At 49.9% G+C, this 26830-nt stretch carries 30 protein-coding genes and 3 pseudogenes; 4 read left to right on the top strand and 29 right to left on the bottom strand.

Features of this window, described 5'->3' with window-relative positions; genetic code table 11:
* Positions 1-272: 272 nt before the first annotated feature.
* From ABFD83_10440 to ABFD83_10405, 8 genes and pseudogenes are all read right to left on the bottom strand, one after another.
* Positions 273-542, bottom strand: coding sequence for a hypothetical protein (locus ABFD83_10440; protein MEN6357489.1), 270 nt, complete (start codon positions 540-542; stop codon positions 273-275).
* Positions 536-1108 carry a DUF4349 domain-containing protein gene (locus tag ABFD83_10435; protein MEN6357488.1) on the bottom strand — a complete coding sequence of 191 codons (573 nt, stop codon included), beginning with the start codon at positions 1106-1108 and terminating at the stop codon, positions 536-538. The genes ABFD83_10440 and ABFD83_10435 overlap by 7 nt, the downstream gene beginning before the upstream one ends.
* Before the next feature lie 204 nt (positions 1109-1312).
* Positions 1313-1876: a C39 family peptidase gene (locus ABFD83_10430; protein ID MEN6357487.1), complete on the bottom strand. Its 564-nt coding sequence runs from the start codon at positions 1874-1876 to the stop codon at positions 1313-1315.
* Between the two features lie 143 nt (positions 1877-2019).
* Complete coding sequence (locus tag ABFD83_10425; protein MEN6357486.1) at positions 2020-2763, bottom strand: DUF2161 family putative PD-(D/E)XK-type phosphodiesterase; 744 nt, start codon at positions 2761-2763, stop codon at positions 2020-2022.
* A gap of 103 nt (positions 2764-2866) precedes the next feature.
* A pseudogene (locus tag ABFD83_10420) lies at positions 2867-2992 on the bottom strand (3-oxoacyl-ACP synthase).
* A gap of 121 nt (positions 2993-3113) precedes the next feature.
* Positions 3114-3608, bottom strand: a complete 495-nt coding sequence (gene mreD, locus ABFD83_10415) for a rod shape-determining protein MreD (protein ID MEN6357485.1) — start codon at positions 3606-3608, stop codon at positions 3114-3116.
* Positions 3605-4261: a rod shape-determining protein MreC gene (gene mreC, locus ABFD83_10410; protein ID MEN6357484.1), complete on the bottom strand. Its 657-nt coding sequence runs from the start codon at positions 4259-4261 to the stop codon at positions 3605-3607. Before mreC ends, mreD begins: the two co-directional genes overlap by 4 nt.
* Before the next feature lie 177 nt (positions 4262-4438).
* Entirely contained in the window at positions 4439-5503 is a 1065-nt protein-coding gene (locus ABFD83_10405) for a rod shape-determining protein (GenBank protein ID MEN6357483.1), read from the bottom strand.
* Between the two features lie 181 nt (positions 5504-5684).
* On the opposite strand from ABFD83_10405, the gene ABFD83_10400 reads away from it, so the two are divergent.
* On the top strand, positions 5685-6386 hold the full coding sequence (locus ABFD83_10400; protein ID MEN6357482.1) for a DUF2993 domain-containing protein: 702 nt from the start codon (positions 5685-5687) through the stop codon (positions 6384-6386).
* A gap of 108 nt (positions 6387-6494) precedes the next feature.
* Here ABFD83_10400 and ABFD83_10395 read toward each other — a convergent pair whose 3' ends face one another.
* Positions 6495-7001, bottom strand: a complete 507-nt coding sequence (locus ABFD83_10395; protein ID MEN6357481.1) for a hypothetical protein — start codon at positions 6999-7001, stop codon at positions 6495-6497.
* A 107-nt stretch (positions 7002-7108) separates the two neighbouring features.
* Between ABFD83_10395 and selA the strand changes: the two genes are divergently transcribed.
* The 3 genes from selA (at position 7109) to ABFD83_10380 (ending at position 9658) form a co-directional block, all read left to right on the top strand.
* Positions 7109-8500, top strand: coding sequence for an L-seryl-tRNA(Sec) selenium transferase (gene selA, locus ABFD83_10390; protein MEN6357480.1), 1392 nt, complete (start codon positions 7109-7111; stop codon positions 8498-8500).
* Between the two features lie 29 nt (positions 8501-8529).
* A complete protein-coding gene (locus ABFD83_10385) occupies positions 8530-9135 on the top strand; it encodes an HD domain-containing phosphohydrolase (protein ID MEN6357479.1) in 606 nt (201 codons plus the stop codon).
* 166 nt (positions 9136-9301) lie between these two features.
* Positions 9302-9658: a hypothetical protein gene (locus ABFD83_10380; GenBank protein MEN6357478.1), complete on the top strand. Its 357-nt coding sequence runs from the start codon at positions 9302-9304 to the stop codon at positions 9656-9658.
* Positions 9659-9917: 259 nt separating this feature from the next.
* On the opposite strand, the gene ABFD83_10375 is transcribed toward ABFD83_10380, so the two are convergent.
* The 20 genes and pseudogenes from ABFD83_10375 to ABFD83_10280 all read right to left on the bottom strand — a co-directional run bounded on the left by ABFD83_10375 (position 9918) and on the right by ABFD83_10280 (position 26830).
* Entirely contained in the window at positions 9918-10727 is an 810-nt protein-coding gene (locus ABFD83_10375) for a metal ABC transporter permease (protein MEN6357477.1), read from the bottom strand.
* The gene (locus ABFD83_10370) at positions 10724-11506 is read right to left on the bottom strand and encodes a metal ABC transporter ATP-binding protein (GenBank protein ID MEN6357476.1); all 783 of its coding nucleotides are present in this window, start codon (positions 11504-11506) and stop codon (positions 10724-10726) included. Before ABFD83_10370 ends, ABFD83_10375 begins: the two co-directional genes overlap by 4 nt.
* Positions 11503-12402 carry a metal ABC transporter substrate-binding protein gene (locus tag ABFD83_10365; protein ID MEN6357475.1) on the bottom strand — a complete coding sequence of 300 codons (900 nt, stop codon included), beginning with the start codon at positions 12400-12402 and terminating at the stop codon, positions 11503-11505. The genes ABFD83_10370 and ABFD83_10365 overlap by 4 nt, the downstream gene beginning before the upstream one ends.
* 157 nt (positions 12403-12559) lie before the next feature.
* Positions 12560-13144 (bottom strand): Maf family protein, encoded by a 585-nt coding sequence (locus ABFD83_10360; GenBank protein ID MEN6357474.1) that lies wholly within the window; start codon positions 13142-13144, stop codon positions 12560-12562.
* Positions 13145-13269: 125 nt separating this feature from the next.
* Positions 13270-14571: a gluconeogenesis factor YvcK family protein gene (locus ABFD83_10355; protein MEN6357473.1), complete on the bottom strand. Its 1302-nt coding sequence runs from the start codon at positions 14569-14571 to the stop codon at positions 13270-13272.
* Entirely contained in the window at positions 14561-15463 is a 903-nt protein-coding gene (gene rapZ, locus ABFD83_10350; GenBank protein ID MEN6357472.1) for an RNase adapter RapZ, read from the bottom strand. Before rapZ ends, ABFD83_10355 begins: the two co-directional genes overlap by 11 nt.
* A gap of 1 nt (position 15464) precedes the next feature.
* Positions 15465-15815 (bottom strand): phage holin family protein, encoded by a 351-nt coding sequence (locus ABFD83_10345; GenBank protein MEN6357471.1) that lies wholly within the window; start codon positions 15813-15815, stop codon positions 15465-15467.
* On the bottom strand, positions 15797-16315 hold the full coding sequence (locus ABFD83_10340) for a methylated-DNA--[protein]-cysteine S-methyltransferase (GenBank protein MEN6357470.1): 519 nt from the start codon (positions 16313-16315) through the stop codon (positions 15797-15799). The genes ABFD83_10345 and ABFD83_10340 overlap by 19 nt, the downstream gene beginning before the upstream one ends.
* Positions 16312-18255, bottom strand: a complete 1944-nt coding sequence (gene uvrC / locus ABFD83_10335; GenBank protein MEN6357469.1) for an excinuclease ABC subunit UvrC — start codon at positions 18253-18255, stop codon at positions 16312-16314. Before uvrC ends, ABFD83_10340 begins: the two co-directional genes overlap by 4 nt.
* Positions 18256-18270: 15 nt before the next feature.
* The gene (locus tag ABFD83_10330; protein MEN6357468.1) at positions 18271-18432 is read right to left on the bottom strand and encodes a hypothetical protein; all 162 of its coding nucleotides are present in this window, start codon (positions 18430-18432) and stop codon (positions 18271-18273) included.
* 142 nt (positions 18433-18574) lie between these two features.
* A complete protein-coding gene (locus ABFD83_10325; GenBank protein ID MEN6357467.1) occupies positions 18575-18811 on the bottom strand; it encodes a hypothetical protein in 237 nt (78 codons plus the stop codon).
* 52 nt (positions 18812-18863) lie between these two features.
* Positions 18864-19673: a hypothetical protein gene (locus ABFD83_10320; protein MEN6357466.1), complete on the bottom strand. Its 810-nt coding sequence runs from the start codon at positions 19671-19673 to the stop codon at positions 18864-18866.
* 175 nt (positions 19674-19848) lie between these two features.
* Positions 19849-20256 (bottom strand): hypothetical protein, encoded by a 408-nt coding sequence (locus tag ABFD83_10315; GenBank protein ID MEN6357465.1) that lies wholly within the window; start codon positions 20254-20256, stop codon positions 19849-19851.
* An 11-nt stretch (positions 20257-20267) separates the two neighbouring features.
* The gene (locus ABFD83_10310; GenBank protein MEN6357464.1) at positions 20268-20519 is read right to left on the bottom strand and encodes a hypothetical protein; all 252 of its coding nucleotides are present in this window, start codon (positions 20517-20519) and stop codon (positions 20268-20270) included.
* Positions 20516-20878 carry a DUF2089 domain-containing protein gene (locus ABFD83_10305; protein ID MEN6357463.1) on the bottom strand — a complete coding sequence of 121 codons (363 nt, stop codon included), beginning with the start codon at positions 20876-20878 and terminating at the stop codon, positions 20516-20518. Before ABFD83_10305 ends, ABFD83_10310 begins: the two co-directional genes overlap by 4 nt.
* Before the next feature lie 201 nt (positions 20879-21079).
* The gene (locus ABFD83_10300) at positions 21080-21283 is read right to left on the bottom strand and encodes a DUF2795 domain-containing protein (GenBank protein MEN6357462.1); all 204 of its coding nucleotides are present in this window, start codon (positions 21281-21283) and stop codon (positions 21080-21082) included.
* Positions 21284-21673: 390 nt separating this feature from the next.
* Positions 21674-22756 carry a DNA polymerase III subunit delta gene (gene holA / locus ABFD83_10295; protein ID MEN6357461.1) on the bottom strand — a complete coding sequence of 361 codons (1083 nt, stop codon included), beginning with the start codon at positions 22754-22756 and terminating at the stop codon, positions 21674-21676.
* Positions 22753-22851, bottom strand: a pseudogene (locus ABFD83_10290) (hypothetical protein). The gene holA and the pseudogene ABFD83_10290 overlap by 4 nt, the downstream one beginning before the upstream one ends.
* Positions 22841-24706, bottom strand: a pseudogene (locus ABFD83_10285) (ASKHA domain-containing protein). The pseudogenes ABFD83_10290 and ABFD83_10285 overlap by 11 nt, the downstream one beginning before the upstream one ends.
* A gap of 9 nt (positions 24707-24715) precedes the next feature.
* Positions 24716-26830: a DUF6259 domain-containing protein gene (locus ABFD83_10280; protein MEN6357460.1), complete on the bottom strand. Its 2115-nt coding sequence runs from the start codon at positions 26828-26830 to the stop codon at positions 24716-24718.

Genomic DNA, 26830 nt, shown 5'->3' with positions numbered 1-26830 from the left:
ATCGGCATTTCTTTGAACTGTGGCATGGCAACCTCCTCATATATAGGAGTTCGACATCCAACACATCAATCCATGCCTGATTCTCAATGTTTTAGAAAATAATTTTGAGACAGCCTCTCAAATCCCGAAACTGCCTGACGCATCAAACTTACAAAACACCTAAATCTACAGCACCACCCGTATCCTATCCCCAAGCAGCCTGCCTGTCGATATCATCTGATCATTCAGCGACTCGCTTCTCACATTCGTGTCAACTCTCTCCGTCAACCTCACTACTGCGATACTGTCCTCGCACGACGTCTCTCAACGAGAGTATTTATCCTCTGCCTAATCCAGCGAATCAGTTTCCTTCCTCCAAAGAAAACGATCAAAACCGCCGGTATCCAAATCGGAGCGAAGTATAAAGCGTAGAAAGACCCCGTGACGCCTTTACGAAGCACAGTCAGGAACGATCCCTTGGCGCGATATGAGGCGACAGCGTGCCAGTTGCTCCAGTCGAAGGTCTTGCGAGGCTCGGGTTCAAAGAGATCCACACTTAGCATGGCCTTTTGCGACCTGCGCGCAATATCGACACGCTCCTGGGCTGCATCTGCAGCCTGCTCTCATATAGCCGATACTGAACGAAGAGTATATCCGATCCACGCATTCGGCGTGGGCTGCGCATAAATCCGATAAGCTCGCCCTCATTTTGCTTAAGCAGCGATATACGCGTATTCAGCTTCTGGTAATCGGATGTCTGGTCCGATGTCTGTACTGATTCGCTGTAGAGCTTGCCAATACGTCGAACCCGCTCCATCAGAGGCCCCAACTGTGCTGAATCAACATCCAATATGATCTCGCCATGCCTCTCGCCGGAAAAGTTTGCCTCACTCTTTTCCTGGTGGAGCACAGCGCCTCGCGCATCGGCCAGCCGCATGATCTGTGCCCTGGCTTCGTTATAATCGTTAACCTTGAGCACAATGCTTCCGCTCTTAATTGCGATCCTTGACGTGTCAAAATTGGAATCAGTCTGCAATCCGGGGGACACGCTGGCCGCCAATGCTGGAAGAAGTGATATGATAAATCCTATAGCGACTACCGCAAGCGCAAAACGAAGATGCTTTACCATTTTTTCACCTCTAAGCTCTATTCGGGTGTTTCGAGAACTCGGTTTCGGTATTTCGGGAATGAATTCCCGAAACTGCCGGACGCATCAATCTTACAAAACACCTAAATCTACAGTGCCACTCGCATTCTATCCGCAAGCAAGCATGCTGTCAATATCAATCGAACATTCAGCGACTCGCTTCGTACCTTCTTGATCAACGGGTCATCATCGATAAAATCCGCATATGACTTCATTGCTTCTGTCTGCCATAGCTCTTGTGATGTCGTAGTTAGAGTAGTATTTGTTAAAACCCCTGCAGGTCCCCGGATCATTACAGATCACATAATCGTCGTTGAATCCCACAGCAGCAATCCAGTGTCCGGCTTTATACGGATATCCTCGGTTGGTTAGATGCTCACAAAGGACATGAAGCACCACTGGCCTGCCCTCAGCAATCTCGCCTTTTACTGAGTCTACGTCCATTTCAGAGCCATGCACACTATTTATCTTGAAACAGTCGTGGCAGGAATCGACCAGTTGGGACAGACTCGTTCCATTCATATCATTGCCGTCAGGGTCGCCTCCCAGGTATCTCCAGACATTTACGATATCTTGTATCGAGGGGCTATTAAGGCCGAGAACATAACGGCAGCACATAGCAATCGACGCAGGGCCGCACGATCCATGCCCGCGTTTATCATCATCCCAGAGTTGCTCCAAAAATGGCACTTTCAATATTGTTTCTACCGATGTCGGCACTGCCGACACTAATGAAAAAATTGGTATCACTGACACCACCATAAGCTCCAGCTAATATTTTCTGAATCGCCCACCCGATTTACATTGCTTTCTAAGCAATTTACGCTAAATAAATTGCACGTCTTGTATCTTTAGATTACGTACCTTGATACAAGTTTATGGCCGTGTTTTACTTAATTGCTCTCGACGAGCTTCCCTTCTGCATCTTCAAGCAGGTTATAATATCTCTCAGCCAGATCAGGATATTGCTTGATATCCGACCTGCCGGTCGAACTTAGGTCGTAGAGCCCGTATCCCACACGCTCAAACCACGAGTAAAAGTTACTTCGGAGTATGGAAAGAGTCTTCTCACCCGTGCCGAGTTGCCTTAGCACTTTCGGCTGAGTCGGGCCCAATCGAGCAAGATAGCAGGCGATCTGTATCGCATTCTCTCTGTAGGCCGTCATAATCTTGGTGCGGAAACTTCCACCAGTGTTGAAATCTGCTGAGCGATTCTCAACTTCTCGGATTATGGCTCGCCTGGATTTGCGCTTCTTGTGTCTTTTGTACGGAACCGGATGCAGTATGATCTCGACCGGAACCCTCTTATTCCCCGGAGATATGAAGATCAGACCAAGCTCCAGACGTTTGAGCAGGAGCAGCAGTGACCTGTTGGCACAAGTCCATTTACGCTTGTCCGGCGGCCTGGGGACCCCTACATACACCGACTCACAGCTCTGCTGGCGTTTTACTGCTTGAGAGAGGAGCACAACGTTGAGGCATTTCTTCAGTTCGACTATTATCAGATCATCGTCTTTTAGCGCGACAACATCGCAGTTGTTGACCTCACTGCGCACTGTATAGCCGTGGCTTGCCAGATAGTCGTATAGAGGATTATAGAGTTCTGTTTCCAGCTCAGTCTTTTTTGCCTTTACCACAGCCTCACCATTCCAACAACACGGTACCGGAACTTAGCCCTCTGCCGAATGCAGTAAGCAGAACCATGTCTCCTCGTTCTAGCAGTTTTATTGGGCCATCTCGTCGCGTGCTAATCCCGGACCTGGTTCTAATCCACTCGTCACTCGTATCAAGGAAAATCGCAATATCATCATTCGATACTATAAGTTCAGGCAGATAACTGCCTGTTGCTATAATCTGCATTGGCACTGACTAGATTTCCTTTCGTAAAAAATACGACCTCATCCGCATTCTAATTACAATCGAAAAACGGATATTCGTTGTATTTGTAATGCTAGTGTGACTGAACTCAGAGTGCAAAATTCAGAATTTATAATCTTGCGTTGGCAAGCTTTATTTTGCGGCGAGTATCGAGGTGCCTGAGGAACAGATACAGAAGAAGTGCGAAGATGGCATTATAAATGCATTCGCCGAGCAGAGTGCGGATCGTATTGGAAAAGCTGGGCTTGGGGTTTGCTAAAAGAAACATGCCCTCACATACCAGTGTCAGCCAGACGGCGGAAAGCATCGGCACAATAGGATTTTCACTGAAGAGCCGCTTATGAACAATGCCGGCCAGGAAACCGGTAATTGTGCGAGTAACAATAAAGCTCCCCAAGCTCAGTCCAACAACCGATCCCTGGATAAGCCCCGCAATAAAACCAAGCACCGTGCCAAAGTCAGGGTCGGCTGACAGGGCATAGATGATAAGCACAACAAGGACAAGGTCGGGTTTAGCGCCAAATATGGTCATCCACCCAGGAAAATTGCCCTGTGCGGCAGCCGCAATTATGAGCATTATAATTGCCCAGAAATATTTCTTCATGGTGTAGAAGTCTGTCCAGGTTTAACAACAAAAACTTGCTCAATTTCGTCAAAGCGCACGCTTGGCTTTATGAGCGCGGAGGTCGTGCCTGCTGTCGAGTTTCGCACCACTTTCAACACTCGCCCAACAACAAGCCCTTTCGGGAGCACTCCACCCATGCCCGATGAAATAACCACATCCTTAAGCTTTATATCTGAATCTTTTGGCAGATATGCCAAGACAAGATAATCAGTGCCCTGTCCATAAAGCATGCCCGAACTTCTTGAACGCTGAACCATCGCGCCGATGGCGCTGTTTGAATCTGTGAGGGCAACAATTTGTGAGGTAAATGGATTGGCTTCGGATATCTGTCCAATAATACCAAGATGATTGATTACAGCTGATCCTTGACGAATACCCGAGTGCGTTCCAACATTAATGGTTGCAGTATCGAACCAGTTGCTCTCATTGTGCGAGACAACCTCCGCAGCAACCATTGCAATTTTTGATGATTCTTGAAAGCCTAAAGCAGCATTTAGTCTTATATTCTCTTCAGCAGCCTCACGCAGCGCAGCATTCTCCAATGTCAGCCGCCTCACGCTCTCACGCAGTTGTCTGTTTTCCTTGAGAATTACCGACCGAGGCCTGAACGTGAGGACTGCAACCCTGCCCATTGAGAGAACGCCGTGGGCTGCAATATTTACAGGCGCAAACGTAGACCGTACTGCATCCTGCATGTACAACGAATTGCCCTTTGCAAGCCCATGGCTGTGCATCTTTCCAATTGCAGTACCCAGCGCGATCAATATCACAAGATTGATAATTGTCTTGTTGCGAAGATAGTTAAACATTTAGCTGATGGATTGAACCTGCCTTGTTGAGCCAAGCAGTGCTTTTTTAAGTGCAGTGTTGCTCTCTGATTCCTCCAAAGCTTTTGCCGTACCCAACACCACACAGCTCAACGGGTCAGGCGCAATATGCACAGGCATTCCCGTTTCAACATTTATCAACTCATCTAAGCCTCGAAGCAGTGCCCCGCCGCCCGCAAGCACAATACCTCTCTCCATCACATCCGCTGCCAGTTCGGGAGGTGTGGATTCCAGTGTCAGCTTCACGGCTTCGACAATCTCCATTACAGGATCATGGATTGCTTCACGTATTTCCTGACTTGATATGACGGCACTCCTGGGCAGGCCGGAAATCAGGTCTCTACCGCGAACTTCCATTGTCAGTTCTTCTTGCAGTGCATATGCCGATCCGATGTCCAGCTTGACTTCTTCGGCAGTGCGGTCGCCAATAAGAAGATTAAATACACGCCGTACATAGGCCACGATGGCTTCGTCTATTTCATCCCCTGCGACCCTGATCGAACGGCTGGTGACGATGCCGCCCAGAGAGATCACGGCAACCTCACTCGTCCCGCCGCCGATATCAACGATCATACTGCCGGTTGGCTCGCTAACCGGCAGCCCAGCGCCTATTGCGGCAGCAAACGGTTCTTCCAGCGTATAAGCCTCCGATGCGCCTGCCTTCATTGCCGCTTCTTTAACGGCTCGCCACTCAACTTCGGTCACACCCGACGGTATGCCGACTACCACACGTGGCCCGAATATGCCGTTGTGCCTGTTTACTTTTCTAATAAAGCCCCTGAGCATTGCCTCGGTCTGATCGAAGTCGGCGATAACTCCGTCCTTGAGAGGCCGGATGGCAATAATGCTGCCCGGCGTGCGCCCAAGCATCCGTTTTGCTTCTTCGCCGACGGCGAGAACCTTTCTGGACTGACTATCAAGCGCGATAACGCTCGGCTCACGCAGCAAAATACCTTTACCACGCACATGCACAAGCGTATTTGCCGTACCTAAATCAATGCCTATTGCTCTTGAAAACCTGCTGAATAATCTGGAGAAGATTGCCATTTATCTTCGGTCGCCTTCCATTTTTTGGACATGATTCATTACTTATCCCTAGTCATCTATAATACCACAAAAGTCCAGTCTGTTACGAGTGAGAAGCTTAGAATTTTGGCCGGGTATACGTTTTCTTCTCATGATCGAGTATAATATCCAAAAATACCATGTAGCAGTGGAGGATGAATATTTGTGGCGCAGTAAAGCTGTTTCGATTATTGCAATGTCATTTATTGTATCGTTGTGTGTGGGATGCGGGCGAGCGGAACGCCATGCCGAAAATAAAATTGCTGAGGCTCTCCAACAGAGATTGGGCCCAGCTAAATCATACGATGTAAATATCACCGGCTCACCAATGAGGCTCCTCAAGGGAAAAATGGAAAGGCTGGACATAGTCGGCAAAGATGTCAACCTCGAAAAAGGCATCAAGCTCGAATCATTGAATGTGACTGTCCACGACCTTGTCTTCGACACAAAGACGCAAGAAATCAAAGGCGCCAGTAAGACCAGTTTTTCTGCGACAATTGCTCAGAGTGAGCTGGCAAAATATCTTCACAAAAATTACCCGGACGTTCCGGAACTCAAGATTTCACTGCATGACGGCTATATAGACGTCTCGGCAAGGCCGGCTGTCGCCGGAGTGGGAGTAAACGTGAAGACAGAAGCGGACATACATGTAAAAGATCATCATCTGCTGATCCTCGATCTCAAAAAGGTTTCTGCCGCAGGCGTGCCCGCCCCCGAATTTGCACGAAACTATATTGAGACAAAAGTCAATCCTGTATTCGACTCCAAGGACCTCGGGTTCAATGCTACAGTAAACTCGCTTAAGCTGGCGCAGGGATCGATCTGTGTTGCAGGGAATTTGGATTTGGTACAAACATCTTTTTGAGGGCATGAGGCATATCGCAAGGTTGTCTGCTGACCATGACAGTGTAAGGCAGCCTGCATTTTTATCACAGGCTGCCTCGAAAATCCGCGAGTTGCAATAATTATAAATTTATGGTGCGGACGGCTGTTGCCCGGCGCTTGAACTGTTTTGGTTTGTTTGGGTTACCGGCTTCGGCGCAATAAAAGGAAAATCGTTTACAGCCTGGCCGGCACTTGATTTTGCCTTCTTTTGTTTGATTACATCGGGCTGTTTGTATACGCTGAATGTCGCGATCCATTGATCGGGCGTGTATTCACCCTCAGACATGGCCTTGGGCAGTTTACACTTGTAGACCTTGCCGCTGTTGTCGGCGTATTGAAATTCGAGGAATACCAGGCCGTTTTTGTCCGTAGTAGTCTTCACCGGTGTTTCCAGTGTAAGCTGACCAAACTTGAGCTTCTGCTGCACTGTTGATGTCGGCTTAAGCATTTTTGTTGCGTTGGACGCCGGGGGCTGGTCAAACGACGGCGGTTGTGCGTCCGAAGACTGGTTGCCGCAGCCCGTGAGCAAGACTATGCTCCCAAACGCTGCAATAATTGTGGTTATAGATGCTGTCTTCAAAGCAGAGCGGTACACTTTTTACCTCCGGCATGGGCTGAATTTACTGACACATGTATTATACTCCTTAATCACATCTGCGCACAACGATTGCAAATCGCCGATTATCGCAATATAATCCTATCGTGAAAAAAACAGACGCATCCGACCAATATCGAAAACTGCCGTCCGTAGACGAGATGCTGCGCAATGAGCGCGCCGCCAGCCTCTTGAACAACCATTCGAGGACTGTCGTTACCGAGGCATTCAGAAATGTGCTTGAAAACGCCAGGCATAATATTGCCTGTGGTGCATCCGCGCCGGATAGTATCGAGTTATTTGAACAGTCAAAAATCGAGGTTGATAAGTTGACAAGGCATTCACTTTGCCGCGCCATTAACGCAACCGGTGTCATTTTGCATACCAATCTTGGGCGCTCGACGCTCTGCCTGGATGCAGTGAGTTCGGTAAATGAGATTGCCCAAAGCCACTGCACGTTGGAGATCGACATAGAATCGGGAAAACGTGGTTCCAGGCAAACTCACGTCTCCAATCTTCTGACGGAGCTTACCGGCGCACAAAGCGCGCTTGCCGTAAACAACAATGCCGCGGCAGTGCTGCTTGCGGTCAATACGCTGGCGCAATGCAGGTCGGTGATAATATCGCGCGGCCAGCTTGTCGAAATAGGCGGTTCGTTTCGCATGCCGGATATCATTCGACGCGCAGGGGCGAGGCTTGTTGAGGTCGGGACCACCAATCGAACACGCATCTCCGATTATGAAGAGGCTATTACTGACGAAACGGCGCTTATTCTGCGCTGCCACCCGAGCAACTTCAAGGTCAGCGGTTTCGTTGAGGATACGAGTCTTGAAGAACTGGTTAATCTGGCACAGAGCAGGCATATCCCCATAATGGACGATCTGGGCAGCGGCGCTCTTGTCGACATATCCAAATTCGGTCTGGACTATGAGCCGACTGTGCAGGATAGTGTCAAGTCGGGCGCGTCTTTAGTCTGCTTCAGCGGTGATAAGCTCCTCGGCGGTCCGCAGGCCGGGATATTGGTCGGAAAGAAAGAAGTAATTGATGAGTGCCGACAAAACCCGCTTGCCCGCGCATTGAGAGCGGATAAACTTACGCTGGCCGCACTCGAATCCACGCTTAGAGTGTATCGTTATGGCGACCCATGGTCTCAAATCCCGACACTTGCCGCAATCAGCCGACCCCTCGATGAGATAACTTCACAGGCAAACCGACTGGCGCGCCGGATCAACTCGCTGCATATACCCGATCTTGCTACGAAAGTCCGGCCGGTATTCTCTGAGATCGGGGGCGGGTCACTCCCCGGACAAAATATTGAAAGCCGCGCAGTTGCTCTGAAGAGCGGCTGCTTATCTGCCGAAGATTTGGGTGAGCATTTTCGAGGAAACGAGCAACCGGTCTTCGGACGGATAACACAAGAGTGGTTTCTCCTTGATATGCGCACTGTAACAAAGCAAGAAGTCTTAGACATCTTAGACTGTATCAAACGGCTCAAATAAGGAGTCTCAGTCATATCATGGAGGATGTAATGGGCATCGAGCGCGCGGGTCGAGGCGGGTTGCATCGAGTTTACGAACAGACGATAGATGCGCTTGTTGCTGCCGCAGGGCAGCGTGACAGAACTGCAGAGGGGCACTCTCAAAGGGTGACTCGATATAGTGCGGCAATAGGAAAGGTATTGGGACTGACATGTGATGAGATCACAGATCTGAAATATGCCGCCGGTCTTCACGATATAGGCAAAGTAGCGATATCACGGAAGATCATCAACAAAATCGGCAAGCTCAACAATGATGAGTTTGCCATAATGAAGCAGCATTCCACCATAGCGATCCGGATTTTGGAGAAGGTAGACGGCCTAGAGTTTGCCGTTCCACTTATCAAGCACCACCATGAACGCTTTGACGGCAGGGGTTATCCCGATGGCCTTTGCGGTAAAGATATTCCTCTCGGCTCCCGTATTATTTCAGTTGCAGAAGCATTCGACATACTCACGTCGGATGTCCCCTGGCGCGATGCGATGGACCAGGAATCTGCGCTTTGCGAACTCGAAGCATGCGCCGGCACTCAATTCGACCCGGCAATTGTCGAAGCATTCCGCACCGCCATTACATCGGGTTATGTAGAGAGATAATAAACAAAGTAAACAGGAGATAAAAGAAGCCTTTTGTATGCCTCCAGGTAAACGCCTGGGGGCATATGCTCGTAAATGGGTATAAGAAAACTGATGAGTGTTGACAACTAGTATACATGTGATATTATGAATGTGCGAGCTAGATTGACAGCATTGGAGGAAAGAAATGGAAACCCCATCGAATGACACATTGAAACTAAGGTTCAATGTACTCGTTGAGGGCCAAGCTGACGGAACATATTTGGCTCACTGCCTGGAACTGGATTTGGTTGCCGAAGGCGAAACGTTGGAGCAGGCCTGTCATGAAATCATGAATGTCATTGATGTGCATGTGCGAACATGTATTGAAAATGACAACATGGAAAATCTATTCTTCCCGGCTCCAAAAGAAGTTTGGGAAAAGCTTGGTGCGATACAAGCGAGGATGTCCCAGTGTACTCGTAATACTATTAAACATAGAGTCTTTGATAATTGCGGACACAAATTCAGCAAAGTAGAGGTTGATCAGCTCTGCTATGCCTAAATCGCTCAAGTTACGCGAGTTTCTTGCACGATTGAAGGACTACGGAGTAATAGAACATCCGAAACCGGCTCGCGGTAAGGGCAGCGAAGTTGTCATCTATAGACCAAATGAACCGGGATCCATGAAAGGCCCCATATTTACATTGACAAATCATGGCAAAGGCACACCCATCGGAACAGGTTTATTACTTGCTTGCCTAAGAAGATTCGGAATAGATAAAGACGACTTCTTTAGCGGAATATAATGCCTCCGCTACCAGTTACTTCCTTCTGCGCCTCGGAGAGAATGCGGCGGACACAACGAATGCAAGCGTGGCAAGCAGGACAATCGATGCGCCCGGCGCAATTGCCAGCCAATCGGAAATCAACAATCCACCGATTGTCGAACCGATCCCGAACACTACCGCAAGAGCCATCATTTTCTTAAAACTCTCGGTCAACTGATAGGCCGCGGCAGCGGGGGTCACTATCAGCGCTGAGACCAGCACTATTCCCACCACCTTGATAGACATGACCACCGTGAGAGCAATCATGGTTATCAGCAGATAATACAGCTTTCCGGCGGGCATGCCCGTCACCTCTGCCATCTCAGGATCAAATATTACGAACATGAGGTCCTTATACAGCACGAACACACAACCGAGCACGAGCACTGTGATTACGACTGTCGTCCAGACATCCTGCACAGTCACTGCAGTAATGCTGCCGAACAGATAGCTCAAGAGATCGACCTGATAGCTGTGTGTCAGCCCGATTATGAGAATCCCCAGCGCCATTCCCGAGACGAACATGATGCCGATTGCCGTGTCTTCCTTGACATGCCCCTTGCGCGACGCCGCTGCGATTCCCCACCCCGCAAGCACTGAAAAGACGACTGCGCTCCAGATAGGGTTGACCCCGAAAAGGATTCCTATAGCTACCCCGCCGAGCGAGCTGTGAGCAATTCCCGAACCCATGAATGCCATTCCACGCAGGATTACATAGACCCCGACAACCGCGCACAACGCCCCTATGAGCGTTCCGGCGATCATTGCGCGCTGCATAAAAGAGTAGTTGAGTATGTCTATCATTCGTGCTCCTCCACTACAATGTGCGGCGCGTCGCCATGGTGAAGATATGCTACGTCACAGCCGTACATTGTCTTGAGAGCATCAGTACACTCGACTTCACCGGGCCTACAGTGCGCAACCAGCGATCTGTTAAGACATGCCAGTGTGTCTATATATTTTGCCACAACTCCAACGTCGTGCGAGACGAGCAGCACCGTGACACCCTCACTTTTAAGCTCATGCAGTAGTGTATAAAGACTCCCTGTAGCGGCTATATCTACACCTGTGGTCGGCTCATCGAGGACCAGTAAATCGGGGTTATTTGCGAGCGCTCTTGCGATAAATACGCGCTGCCTCTGCCCGCCGGAAAGTCTGGCGATGGGTCTGTTCTTAAGATCGGTTATCCCGACTTTTTCCATCGCGGCATATGCGGCTTCACGCTCCGAACGTCCTACACGTCGGCCTATGCCTAGTCTGCCGTACATACCCATCAGCACAGTCTCGAAGACTGTAATCGGGAATTTTATGTCGACAGTAAATATCTGAGGCACATAGCCTATCTTGGAGCGCAGTTCGCCCAACTGGTCCAGCGGCCTGTCGAAAATTTTTACAGTCCCCAAGTCGGGTTTGATAAGGCCCAGGATGACTTTGATCAGCGTTGTCTTGCCCGCGCCGTTAGGCCCGATTATTGCTGAGAAATTGCCCTTGTTTATAGTCAGAGACACATTGTCGATGATAGCTATATCGTTATGTTTAACAGTAATATCCGTCAGTTCGACGGCATGTTTGAAATCACTCATTTTTGGCCCAGCGCCTTTGTCATATGATCGAGGTTAGCAAGCATGGTCTTTATGTAGTCATAGTCAGGCGCTTTGCCCATCGGATCGAGCATTAAAACCCGCGCACCGCATTCGTCGGCTATCACTTGGGCGGCCTTTGGAGAAAATTGCGGCTCAGCAAATATAGCTTTTGCCTTAATTCTTGCACAGACCTTGACTATGTCACCCAACTCCGACGGCGACGGTTCCTTGCCCGGAGTCTCTTCAATTACCGCCGCCTGGTTGAGTCCATATTGCCTGGCGAAGTATATCCATGCAGGGTGAAACGTTATAAAATCTTTTGATTTGAAAGTCTTTACTCGCCGCTTAATGTCTTTATCAAGCTGCATGAGCTTGCCTATATATTGAGCCGAATTCGCTTTGTATTGCTTTGCATGCTTTGGATCTGCTTTTATAAATGCGTCTCGTATCATTTTCACCTGGTGGACCGCGCATATCGGGTCAAGCCATACATGCGGATTGCCGCCTGGGTGGTCAAGGTCTTCTGCTGAGTCTATGATCGGCAGCCCATCTGCCGTTTTAACAACGACCATCTTCGGGTTATCGGCTGCATCAATAGCCTTGTCAGCCCAGAACTCGAGACTGACGCCATTCAGTACGAGCACAGACGCTTTGCTGAGCATCTCCATCTGGTCGGTTGTGAGCTGGTATGTGTGAGGGCTGGCTCCCGGCTGGACAAGTATATGGACGTCGACCAAGTCTCCGCCTACCTCTTTCGCGAAATTCCCCAGCGGCCCGATGCTGGCCGCAACCTGCATCTTACCGGCATACATTCCTGTTTTGTGGCCACAGCCTGCCACTATAAAAACGGCCAGAACGGCTATTGCCGACAATACGAATTTATATCGGGTCTTCACATAAGCCTCCTGCCTGAGATTGCCCTATATATTATAGCAGGTGGTGCAAGGCAGACGCCAGGTTACTTGGAAGCTGATCAGTTTTATGGGAGTATATACAGATAGGCTCGGTGGAAATCCCGCGTTCCAGTCAAGAGTGAACTCTTACTTGCCCCGGTCAGCAGGTCAATGGCGGAATACCAAGCTCATTGAGGATCATGCTCAGCTTGTGGACAGGAAGCCCGACAACGTTAAAGTAGCAGCCGCATATAGACTCGATCAGCACCGCGCCGCGGCCCTGTATCGCATAAGCGCCCGCCTTGTCCATCGGCTCACCACTGGATACATAACGTGATATGACCTCATCGCTCAGGTTGCTGAATGTTACATCAGTGCACTCGAACGCATTGTGTTCATCTCCGCAATAGACTATCGCGATACCTGTATAGACCTGATGCGTTCTTCCCCTGAGGAGCTTGAGCATGCGCGCAGCGTCTGCCCTGTCGCAAGGCTTGCCGAGTATAGTTTCATCGACAACTACAATCGTGTCGGCAGCTATAACGAGCGATTTTGGGTTCTTCGCGGCTACATCTCTGGCTTTCATAAGCGATGAGTACATCACCTGTTCATTGGGCGGAAGGTCATGTGGAACTGTCGATTCGTCAAACTCACTGGGCATGACCCAAAACTCTTTGAATATCAACCCGAGCAGTTCCTCGCGCCGTGGCGAGGCAGAGGCAAGAATTACATCATGTCTTGGCAATGCTGTTCTCTCGATTCTCTATCGTCCGTAATCGCAATCTGAAATTGCGGGGATTCTGTTTCGGGCGCGATCGGATATCGCGCCCAAACATATGGTGTTGCGTTGGCCTACGGCTTTCCACTCCCCTAATAGGACAACTTGATAATAGCTTCAGCCAGCTTCTCCGGGTCATGTCGAACGACATCCGTCTGGCTGATATAGTCGCCGACAATCGGCTTGTAGCCCATATCGCGGATTTCGGCGATGTCCGGCTCGACAAAATACTGCTTCTCCTGCGCATATTTATCAAGCAATTCATTGGTAGGCCTCTCCTGATTTACAAGCACGTGCTGGAAGACCCGGCACTCCGAATGCCGCGCGACCGCTCTCACGTGGTCCGATGCAGTAAATCCATCAGTCTCGCCGGGCTGGGTCATGACATTGCACACGTATATTTTTACCGCTTCCGACTTCTCTATAGCCTCGGGTATACCGCCCACAAGCAGGTTCGGCACGATGCTGGTGAAGACGCTGCCCGGGCCCAGCACAATAGCATCCGCAAGCTCGATCGAATGCAGAGTCTCCTCAAGCGGGCTTGCGTTTGACGGATGCAGCATCATATATTTTATAGCGCCGGGCGTTTTGGTGATATTTGTCTCGCCTTCGACGAATGAACCGTCCTCAAACTCAGCCTGGAGCCTGACCCTGTCGGTCGTGGCGGGCAGGACAAGACCGCGAATAGCGAGGATCTGACTCGTTTCCTTGATAGCCTTCTCAAAATCACCGGTGATCTGAGTCATTGCCGCAATAAGCAGATTGCCGAACGAATGGCCTTCAAAACTATTATCACCCTGGCTGAACCTGTATTGGAAGAGCTTGGTCATGGTCGGCTCTGCATCCGCGAGCGCAACCAGGCAGTTTCTTATATCTCCAGGCGGGAGAATTCCCATCTCCTCCTTTAGACGGCCCGAACTGCCACCGTCGTCGGTCACAGTCACCACCGCCACGATATTGCTCGAATACTGCTTCAGACCACGCAGCATGGTCGACAGGCCGGTGCCGCCTCCGATAACTACAATTCGATGCCCCTGCGCCAGATACCGTCTCTGGAAGATCACATCGGCGAGCTTACCCTGCGCCTCAGGGCTGACGACACTCGTAATTGACCTGACCACCTGACGCAGGCTCGCAAAGATCAGGATCAACCCGGCAAAGATCATTCCACTGCCGAGAGGCAGTTGCACGCCCGGTTTATCTAGCCTGACTCCGAACCTGCGGAATGCCTCCGTGCCGACCGTCCCCAGCAGGTCCACGATATGCATATTGAGCAGCAAAACTACACCCGCGATGACGGCCGTCACGCCTACCGGCACCAGCATCAGCCACCGCTTGACCTTCATGCCCGGATAGAGCCATTTCAGGTTGCTCATAATAGACTTAACGCGCATCAGTCTGCCCCCGCACCTGATGAAGGTCTCTATGCTCCACTCTCACTACATAATTGGAACTCGTGAGGAATTTGGCCAGTTCATTGGCGACTACGACCGACCTCTGTTTGCCGCCGGTGCAGCCTATGGCAATCGTCAGATACGCTTTACCCTCTTTGACGTATTGAGGTATGCTGAACTCCACGAGGTCAAATAATTTTTCCAGCAGAGGCTCAGTGAGCGGATCAGAAAGAATATACTGCTGCGCTTCGGGAGTTGTACCATCCTTGTCACGAAGTTCGGGCACCCAGAAGGGGTTCGCCAGGAACCTGACGTCGAAAACCACATCAGCGTCCAACGGCACTCCATGCTTGAACCCGAACGATACGACGGCGATCATCAATCTTTCCTGAGCGGTGGCCGGGCCAAAAAACTGCCTTATCAGACGGCGAAGGCCTTCAGCTTCCAGGTTGGTTGTATCGATGATCTTGTCGGCCTGTTCCTGCAAATCGGCAAGCATCTCTCGTTCCAGCTTGATTGCTTCAAGAATTCCTCTCTCATTGGTCACAAGAGGGTGCTTTCTGCGCGTCTCCTTGAACCTCTTTACCAATTCACCATCACTAGCGTTGAGAAAGAGTATGATTGGCCGCAAAAAACCTTCGATCCGGCTCTTAGGTATATCTTTGCACACCGGCAGGAAATCTTTAAAAAACTGACCCGCACGCACGTCGATCGCTATTGCAATGTTCTCAGGATTCTTCGGTGATTTCCAGAGATCCACTGCGCTCGGAAGCAGTGGAGGGGGGAGATTATCTATGCAGAAAAAGTTGAGATCCTCGAATGTTGCGACCGCAAGCGACTTTCCCGCACCTGACATCCCGGTAACTATGACCAGTTGTTTTTTGCTGTCCAAATTATTCTTTCTCCTTGAGCGCAGAGTTGAGCGGCGCCGATATGATAGTGTATAGAATCGACCCGACCAACGAAGCTACAAATCCCATATGCGCACCCGTAACGGTTCCCGCAAGCCAGAAGACAACAGCGTTAATGACAAACCCGAAAAGCCCCAGTGTCAGGCAGCTTACAGGTGCAGAGATTATTTTCAGAATAGTGCCTAATATTGCGTTTGTAATCGCCAAAACAGGCACAAACACAACCGGTCCCCACAGCGACTTCCAGCTAATGTTGAAGATCGGCGGAAGCTGCTTCAAGACCCATACGGTGACCAGTATCGCTACGATTCCAATCAGCCATCTTTTGAACATACATCACAACCCTCAAGCCTGAGTAAAGTTCTTTTCCACTCCAAACCGGCAGAGAACCCGCCTATACGCCCACCGGAAGCGATAACACGATGACACGGTATTATTATCGGCATGTTATTGCAGGCCATTGCGCTTCCCGCAGCCCTGGCCGCTCTCTTCGATCCCGCTGCAGCCGCGAGGTCGCCGTAGGTCGTCAACTCACCGTAAGGCACGTTCCGGCATGCCGATAGCACAGCCGCATGAAATTTGCCGTATCCGCTCAGATCAACCTGCACATCCGAGAAATCAACCTGCCTGCAGTTTGCGTAATCCATAAGTTTGCCGGGCAAATCACCGAACGCATCACAGTCTTCAACAAACGAACTGCCTATTCCTGCACCAAGAGACTCAAGTGCCGATTCACGCGTCGACTTAGGCAGAGTGGAGTGTGTGAGTTTGCCGTCGATTCCTGCAAGCGCTATAAAGCCCAGCTTTGTTTTGAGAACGCAATAATATTTCACTGCTCATTCTCCCTGTGAAAGTAATCGTATACAGCCACCGCAGCCGATTTTCCCATATTCGGAACATCGGCGATATCCTCAATTGACGCATCCATAATTTTCTCTACCGACCCGAAGTGCTTCATCAGCTCTTTTCGACGTTTCGGCCCGATGCCCGGAATGTCATTGAGGACTGATGCGCGCATGGTCTTGCCGCGAAGGTTTCTATGATATGATACGGCAAATCTGTGCGCTTCGTCACGCACTCTCTGGATCAAATGCAGCGCCTTGGAGTTTCGCGGCAGAATAATCGGGTCCGGCCTGCCGGATTTGTATATCTCTTCGTGCTGCTTCGCCAGCCCGACCACCGGCGGCACATCCGGCTCTCCACCCTCCACTCTCCACTCTCCACTCTCTCTTATTACTTCCAGCGCAGCATTAAGCTGGCCTTTGCCGCCATCAATGAGCATCAGGTCAGGCAGTTCAGTGAATGCCTGGGTTTTGCGCAGGCTACCTGTAAGCCTTCTCGCGACCACTTCTTTCATGGAAGCATAGTCATCGGGCTTGCCATCGTGCTGCTTGATCTTGAACTTGCGATAGTGTGCCTTTTTCGGTTGGCCGTCTTCGAACACGACTAACGACGCGACCGTATAATATCCCTGGATGTTGGAAATATCGTATGCCTCAATGCGGTGAGGCATGGTGGGTAGGCCGATAGCGCTCTGCAGAGTGCCGAGTTCATCATTTATACGCGACTCGTCAGTCGACATCTTGAGCTTGATCTGTTTCAGGACAAGGTCGGCATTTTTCTTTGCCATCTCGACAAGCTGCCTGCGTTCGCCGCGCTTGGGGCAGTGGACAGTGACTTTGGTTCCCCTCTTTTGCCTGAGCCAGCTCTCGGTCATGTCAAGGTCGGCTATATCCACATTAACCAATATCTCAGGCGGAATATATGGAGCAGTGGTATAGTGCTGGTCTATAAACTCTCGCAGGCTCTCATTCAGGTCATCTTCGCACGCGTTCTCCAGCAGGTAGTGTTCCTGACCTATCAGCTTGCCGCCCCTGATAAAAAACATCTCGGCCAGAGTGTTGCATCCGTCTGCAGCCATCGCAATCACGTCCTGGTCTTCAAGCGCGGTCGAGATCACTTTTTGTCGCGCGACCAGAGTCTGGATCGCCTGAACCTGGTCCCTGATCCGTGCAGCTCTCTCGAATTCGAGTCTTTCTGCGGCCTCTTCCATCTGAGCAAGAAGCTTTTTCACAAGATTCTCACGCTTACCGGCCAGAAACTCCATTACATCGTCAATTACGGCCATATACTCATCGTGAGTAATCTTGCCCGCGCAGACGCCTGTGCATTGATTGATATGATAATACATGCACGCTTTGCCTTTTGACGTCTCAGGGTGCTTGAAGCCGCATGGAACCCTGAACACTCGCCGTATCAGACGCATCGTATCGCGCACGGCCTCAGAATCCGTGTATGGGCCGAAATATTTGTCCTGCTCTTTTGGTTTCATCCTGAGTTTGCGCCTGAACTCTACCCTGGGCCACTCGTCGCTGAGTGTAATCGCGATATAAGGGTAACTCTTGTCATCGCGCAGGCGGACGTTGTAGCTGGGGTGATGCTTCTTAATGAGGTTGGATTCAAGGATGAATGCTTCGAGTTCGGAATCGGTCGCGATCCACGTCAGGTCGGCAATCTCACCAACCATGCGGCGGATGCGCCTTGTGTGGTCCGTGCCCTTTTGGAAATACTGCCGCACGCGGTTGCGCAGTACTTTTGCCTTGCCGATATATATAATCTCACCCGATGCGTTCTTCATCAGGTAGCACCCGGGCGATGTGGGCAGAGACGAGAGTTTTTCTCTTAACGTTACGGAATATTTGCTTTCCAAGACAGCCCAGTCAAGCGAGTCGAGACCGACATCGGGTGTGTCCTTAGCAATTTCCCTTGGCATGTCAGTGCCTCTCCTCTATATAAGGTTTACTTCATTAGGGGTGACAGGTGTGACGCCGGTATATCTACTGAAATCTCCGGGGTTTAGTGTGAGTATATGCGTAATGCCATGCGCTAACATTAGTGCAACTATTCTCGCATCGTGTGCCTGCTTGCCATTTACATTGTTGTTTGTCACAATTGCCTGCCAATGATCTGCGCACAAATGTACATTACATCAGCACGATTTCTGAGTGTTTCCAATGCAGACACGCATCCATCATGATGTGGACTATCCTGATCCCGAAGCCTGAGCAAGACATTTGTATCCACCAGGAAGTTCACAAGCGATCCTCATACAAGCTTTCGCGCATAAGTGAAACATCGGTAATATGCAAACCTGGAATCGCATGAGATCTGAGTTGTTCCCAGGCTTTTGTAGCTTTGTCAGAGTCCCAGGCTAGGTGCGCAGGCTCCTCTTTCAACTCGAATTCAAGAGGCTGGTTGACCGGTAGATCCACGGGTTCATCCGGTATAATTGCTTTTCCGTCAAAATGTGCTCGTATGACTATAGCCATATGCTGCATCCTCCTTGAGTATTATACCACACGGATATTACACACAAAAATTCTAGAAACTCGCAGTCAGCCCGAAATATCCATACTGGCTGGTATCATATCCGAATTGAATGCCGAATCTCTGCGCAATAATTGCCCGGTATCCGATCTGAGCAGCAGGCCTCGCATTGTAGTCTTCTCCACCTTTCCATCTCCAGCCGGTAACATTCGAGACATCAGTATACGTAGTCTCTTCTACTGCGAACCCAACGCCAAATATCAGCGCAGACTTATCTGATCCAAGGCAACAAAGTCCCTCGAATGAGTAACAAGCCTTCTTGCTCTCGGTATAGTAGTCATTGTGCGGAATATAGGCATCAATAACATCGTCATCTTGGTCAACATCACCAGAAGCCCATATTGCAATTCCGAGCTTATGTTTACCAATCCATTGCAGCCCTATGGCAGACTTGTCTATGCGGCCTGATGGAGCTACAAGCAGACTCACGCTCGATTTTTCAAAAGACCCGCCAAAGAACCCCAGACCCTGGTAGACTGATCCGTGTGTATCGCCATTGTTGTAATCATCATGATGATCATGTCTGCGTTCCCGGTCTTCAACACGCTCACGTTTTTCGGCCTCAATACGTGCTTCATATTCCTTTTTTTCTTTTTCTTTTCGGTCTTTCTCTTCGCGGTCCTTGTCTTTGGCTGTAGCGTCTACAGAAGTATCCGTGGATGTCGCCGCCGTAGAAGTGCTGATAGATGTATCCGTGCTTGAAGCCGCAGGTTGATCGGATTGAGTATCCTGTGCAAATGCAGGAATGCACATGGGAATTGCCGGAATAAGTAGAGCGGTTAGTGCGATCAGATATCTGTTCATAATACCACCCCTTATGATGCCCATGTCATAGCCAGTTGAGAGGACAATGTTTGTATACTATACTAGACGCAGCCTTATGAAATATATTGTGTAGAAATCTGATATTGTTGGATTATCTGTGGCGCGACTAAGTTCAAGGCCGTATATTACTTAGGTATCGCGCCCGGATAAAGAGCTATTTGCAGAATATTCTTACATGTTCGCCATCTTTGTCGTCAACGTTTATCTCAAGCTCGCCGAATGCGTTGATTATCTCATCGATAGCCTCCGGCTTCATATTCGATAAATCGAAATCGATACCTTTCTTCTCCAGTTCGCCCTCTATCTTTTCTTTAGCCTGTCGAGGAATCAGAGACGTGAATTGCATTCCAGCATACAGCAATTGAAGCGGCACACGAATATTTACGTTGTCATCACCTTCGACTACGACACAAAGGTATTTTGGCTTTGCCTTCGCGGGCTGTTCGATTGTTGCCTGCACATCTTTCGAAGAATCGACCGCATCGAGCAAGCGTTCAGCATCGCTAACGGAAATCTTACCTTCTGCAAGCATGGTTAGAATCTGTTTGTTCTCGTCATTCATTTTAATCATCCTCATTTAATAGAAATTAAAACCACATCTTCTTTATCTTTAACGTCGATCTCCAGACCGCGTAATGCGCAGGTCATTATGTAGAGCTTATGCAAGAGTGTCAGGTACCTCGCTTGCCGGTTGCATATGGCAAGGGTGATACATATGATAATGGCTATCGGTGCCAGTAGTATTGCCAGAGGCCATAACAGGAATAGTGGAACAACAATACGCCGCTTGCCGATCTTTAGCCGGAGCAGTATAGGCGGTATCATCGTCTCATCATCTCCAATGCCTCTTCGACCGATATTTCACCACGGTCGAGTCTTGCGAGAACTTCATCTTGTGATACGGGTGAGGCGACTTCAATGAACTTTAGTTCATCACCAATACGGTTCAGACGTGATTTTATTGTGGGATAGCTTACGCCAAACGTCTGCTCCATCTGCTTGATTGAACCATGACAGCGGACAAATGCCGCTACAAAGACTTGATCCTCTGCCGATAGGTTCGCCAGTGGCGGCAACTCGAAGCTGCCTTCTATGGCAACGTCTTTGTCTGCAATTCTTACCCGTTCGACCAGCACTTTTGCGCCATTCGTCATCTTGGTAAGTTCATACCATTCCTCAGCCAAAATGGACCCTCCAGCATTAAGTATGTTAAGCTATTATGCCGTTCTATATTGATTATGTCAAGCAGTATATTAATTATATTTATTCGTAAGTATGCCCGCACAGCAAACTAAGAATTCACCCATTCAAAAAATGGTCTGGGATCAAGCTTCAGATCCCAGACCATCGTATAAATACAAATATTCAATATAAAATCTCAGATATTATATTCTTTCGAACTTGCCGAGAATTTCTTTGACGTCCCGATATCTGCGCTCGGGCAGGCTTTCTATCGCGTCGAGGATCGCGTCGGGGGCTTCGTTTTCCTCCGCGCAGCGCAGGATTTCATAGCGGGAACAGGGGAAGATGATATCATCCAGATATGCTTCCACCTTCAAAGGCGTTCTAAAATCTACAAATGTTGCCATCGGGGCACCTCCTATTGCGTGTGGCTCAGAAAACACGAAGTCGATATCAGGATACCCAAAATTGCGCTCTGCACTAACTAAAAATGTTCGCGAGGTCACGTCTGAGACCTATCCGATTCACAAACAATGCAAGCACTCGGGATTGCTATCTCAGCTTGCATTATGCCTGTTTACCAACAACTAGAAAAGAGGACTTCTTCAGGAACAAGTGTGGAGCTTTCCTGTCAGTTCGCTGACATCCGCCCACATATGAAGTGATTTGTAATAGCAGTATGCATCATTTTTGGCTATAGTCAATATCGCATTTGGTGTTATTTCATTCACCAAATTGCTATGCATAGTTGCACGCCGTCAAAGATGCTTAAAGAGGCTGGTAGGCTGGTAGGCTGGTTATTTGCGCGCAAGTTCAATAACCAGAAGCTGCATCACCATCTCGGGATTTTCTATGTCGCTGTCGATTGATTTGAGCATCTGGTCGGCCTTCGCGATTGCGCTGAAGCATCTGATGAGGTCGGAGCGTGAGAATGGTCTTGCCTGGCGCGAGAGTCTATCTGCCTGCCAACTCTGCCTGGAGAGGATATCCAGTATATTGGTATCGTTGGGGAGCATGTCTTTGATATTATCCGGCACGTCGCTTTTTGCGAATGACCTTACGCCCATCTCCTGAAGCAGTTTCATCTGCCAGACCATTCGGAACTGCCGCGCTATCACGGCAAGAGTCTTTGGAGCCTCGGCGCGCGGGTCGTCACTGATCTCGAAAATCTCTTCGAGGAGTTTTAGGGAGAGCGCCTGGTTCTTTGCCGCGACTGCGTCCACAAGCTTGAATATCTTCTCTTCGGCTGTCTCGCTTGTGACTGCGGCGACATCCTGAGCGGTTATTGTCTCCGAGTCGCCTGAGTAGTCGATCAGCTTTTGGATCTCAGTTGAAAGTATCGATGAGTCCGGCCCGACACGCTGGACCAGCGCTGCAGCAACCTGCGGCTGAACTTTCTTGTTTGCATTGGTGAAGAGTGTCATGGCGAATTTGATTGCGCTGTCAGACCGCATCCTTCCGAACTCGACTACCTCGCCGACCTTGCGCACGGCCTTTGAGAGGTCGCCTATCACTTCGGAGCCTTTCTTCGGCTTGCCGTCGACTTTTTCGGCTGCGGGGTTCACCAGGATCAGGCAGCCTGTTGACGAGATGGCATTGATTTTTTCAGCCAGCTTGCTTTGTTCATCGGGGTTTATCTTGTTGGCGTGCCTGACCAGCACCACACGCTGTTTCGAGCCGAATGGAGGAATACTGAGCCCGGTTATAATACGGTCGGAAGTGGCGCTGTCGCCCTCTATCGGCTCCAGGTCGAAATCGACGAAATCTCCCGTCACCAAGGACTTCAGAAGCTTGCCCAGATGCCGGTTTTTCTGGAAATCGTCATCGCCCCGCAGTAAATACGCTCTTGGATTATCTTTTTTTGCCGTCTTTGCGCTCATGCCGGAGTTATTATCTCACACAAGCAGAGATTGAACAAGCGTGCTGAAAGGCTAACGCCCTATCAGCTTAGAAACCGACGGAAACTTGTCCATATCAGTGTGCGGCAAGAAAAGCGCGCCCAGGTATGCGTCCATATAGTGATTATCACTGCTGAGGTCAATATATGTCATCTTAGCGGCAATCTCAGACAGCCGCTCTCTGTGCTCCCCGGAGAGCAGAGCGATGTACGATCCTGTAAGAGATGAGTTGCCGATATATGTAAATTTTTCATATGGCAGATCGGGCAGCATGCCTATCAGGATCGCATCTTCGACCTGTATATACCGCCCGAACCCCCCTGCTATGTAGACACGTGATATCACACTGAAATCCAGCCCGACATTGTCCAGAATCAATGAGCAGGCTGCATATATCGCGGCCTTAGTGCGCATCAGATTCTCTATATCCGACTCGGTTATGACCAGATCTTGGCCATCGGCGGTGTTTTCGGCCCGTTCGATCACAAATACAGGCTTACCGTCACTGCAGACCAAATGATCTATCTTGAGATCGGTGTTAAAGTGGCCCATCTGATCGATTATCCCGCGTATAAATAGTTCTCCCAGCAGACAGATCAGTCCCGAGCCGCAGATACCGGCAGGCTTCACGCCCCCTATAACATCACAGTCGACTCGATTCAGGTCATCACTTATCTTCACATACTCAATGGCGCCTTCGGCAGCACGCATGCCGCACTTGATGCCGGAGCCCTCGAACGCCGGGCCCGCAGAGCACGCGCAGGAGACCATCCAATCGGCATTCCCCAGCACAATCTCGCCGTTTGTCCCGATGTCCAGAAACAGAAATACATCATCTGAATTGGTCGATATATCGGTGCACAGCAACCCCGCTGTGATATCTCCGCCGACATAACTGCCGACGCCCGGCGCAAACTCGACCGGGCTGTTGCCTGCTATGTTCAGCTCGACCTGACCAGCAGTCAAAGGAGGCACTGAGTTTACAGTCGGCACATAAGGAGTCTCACGTATATATTTGGGCGGCAGAGCCAGAAAGAGGTGGATCATAGTCGTGTTGCCGGAAATAAATGCAGCTTTGATATCATCCGCGTGCAAATCGGTATCCTTGACGGCATCGGCAATGAGACCGTTTATAGTCTCGATCACCAGGCTGTGGAGTTCACTCAGCTTTTTCGGAGTGCGGGCATAGTCTATCCGGCTGATAATATCCGAGCCTAGCCTGATCTGGGCATTATATGACGTCCTAGACGATATGACTTTGCCATTTGCGAGATCGACAAGCTGAAGCGCAACTGTAGTGGTGCCTATATCAATCGCGACACCGTAGACTCTCTTTGCATCATGACCCGGACAGACTTCTACCACCCTCAAGCCGCCATTACAAGCGTGAAAGAGCACAGTCACCATGCCGTCCTGCTCACGGACTGCCGAGGCAAGAGATTGCAAAACCCGGACATCTGTAGTGACTGTCTGGGGACCGGTCTGTTTGGAAAGCTCGCGCGTCAGGCGCTGCCAGTCTGAGTAGTTTTCGTCAATAGATGCAGGCGGGATCGTAAGCTCTATGCTTCTCACGAGTGGCGTAAGGCTGGTCATATCCGGCAGGTGGTCTTCACCTATGAGCAGGTGGCTGTCGCCGACTACCCGCATCGAGACTTCATGCGCAGGTGCTATGCGCACAGTAATGTCGCCTTTAATACGCGAGCGGCAGGCCATCACCAGGTTCTTCTCAGCCAGTGCGCTGTCTATCTTAGAGGCTTTGTCCTGCTCGACACTCCCCTCGATAAGCTCCACCAGGCACCTGCCGCACGTGCCCTTGCCTCCACATGGCAGGTGCAGATCACCGATGCCCGCCTTAATGGCTGCGTCGGAGATGAGAGTGCCCGTGGGGACTGCAATTTCCTTATTTGAAGGCAAGAATTTTACTGTAAACATAACAGTTGCTTATTTGTTCGACAGTGAGAGTATCAAAGCCTCCTTCGCGGGCACTGTCAACTTCTGAGTCAGCGAATCGGTGTCGGTCTCTGATATCAGACCGTCCTTACCGAAGGTCTTGAGCTTATATGATCCGCCTGTCTTTATCGGAAAGTCGACCTCCACGGCATGATCTTCATTAGAAATGTTCACCAATGCGATGCCGTATGTCCCATCTTCGGCCCGCCATTTGCTCCCCATCACGGACGGCACATCTATTCCGGCATTCTTATTCATCTCAACATGCAGATTATCTGTAGATGCGTTGAACTCGCCAAGAAAACGTCCTGTCACAAAGAACTCATGACCGTATTTGCGGCACTGAGCCAGGTTCCGCAAAAACTCCGCCTCAACTGCTGCCTCCGGCGTCATGATAATCTTTATACCAAACCACCCGAGCTGCGAGCCCCAGATAAACTCCCTTGCCACCTTTACGCGGAAGGGCAATGAGTGCTCTACGTCTTTATCAATGATATACTGAATACCGAATAAGATGGTCCTTCCGGAATACACCGAAGGGTATAAAGGAATCAGCCTCTGCCCAACACTTGGTGAGTTGATCATCAGCAGTCCGTCAAACTGATCGATAAAGCATTCGATATTCTCTTCTGTGGTCAAGACCTTGCCTTTGGGCATTTCTTTTCTAATCTTCTCAAGCATCTGGCGATAGCCGTCAACCCAGAAATGCCCTCCGCCTACAGGGTGACCATGTGTGGGGTCAAAGCATTGATAAGGGTAACCGGCTCCGATCTGGTCTATGTATACGCCGTCAACGCCGCAGTCGTTTACCAGTTTGTCAACAATCTCCGCCATTTCGTCCTGCCACAGAGGCGCATACGGGCACTCAACTGCAAGCGATCTCTTGGAATTGCGGGTATACTCAAAGTGCATCTTTCCTTGGGCGTCTTTAACAGTCTCAGTATCAAGATGCTTGTTTATCCAGGCTCTCGATTGAGGGTCAACAATACGGCCATTGATGTAAGGCACAACCCTGTCACCGATACCCTGAAGCGTTTTCACCCCGTCTACAAAGTTTTTCTTTGCAGGGAAAAAGTCGGGATAAAGCGCGTCAAAGGGGATCACATGCCATTTGTACCACTGCAGAGCCGTATTCACCCCAAAGTAATCCTGGGCTTTCTTGCACAGCTCTACATTATCCACCGGGTCATTCTCAGGCTGAAACCAAAGATCAATATCTTTGAGCCACTGAGGAATAGGGCGCTTTGAAATCTCGCTGTTTTTGCCCCACTTTGTAGTAAACGAGAAGTCGCGATAAAACTGCGCCGCCTGGTAGTAGTCACCATTATAGACGCCTATTGCTGTCTCAAACGGCACCTTATACCCGCCGATGCTATATTTTGGGATTTCAGGCCAGTTTGTGCATCTATAGACGATACCGTCCTCAGAGGCGATCACTGAGAGGTCCTTGTGATTTGCCGCCGGATCATGGTTGCCGATATACAAACCCTTGCCCTGACCATAGAATGAGATAAACTGCATAGAGCATGAAGCGGATGGATACGATGCAAAGTATTTGACGCCGGGCTTCATGTCGTATTCCATTCCCCAGCATCTGGGCACGGCCATCTTTGTCGCTGTGTCCAGCCGTATTCCGCGTATAACGGGATATGCTGCGCGTATGGCTTTCCAGCCCTTTGGTAGATGCGCTTCGAGCGACCAGTATGACAGCGGATCATCTTTTTTGACGCTGACTCTAGCTATGATCGATGCTCTTCTTTTAGCTAACGGAACAGTCCAGGTAAATGCCGCGCTATTTTGAGTCGAGCTCACTGCCGTCAACGTCGCTTCGTCGCTTATAGCATCAACTGTTGCGCCGCCAGGGCCTGAAAAGCTCAGGCTCCAAAGCGAGGTATCTTTGGCGGGCGGCACAATCCAGTTTGTATCCGCATCCGATAGTCCACTCAGGACAAGCCGGTCGCCGGTCGTTGTAAATGATATGTTGATCATACCATTATTAAGGCTGATTGCCTGACCATTCGGTATCGGAACCGCTGCTGTAGCCACACCTGCCGCCAGGCAGAAAATCAGAGTGAACAGTATTGCGATAAAAGATCTTTTCGACAC

The sequence above is a fragment of the Armatimonadota bacterium genome (assembly GCA_039679645.1).
GTDB lineage: Bacteria > Armatimonadota > UBA5829 > UBA5829 > UBA5829 > UBA5829.
This window is presented reverse-complemented; position numbering and strand designations above follow the sequence as displayed.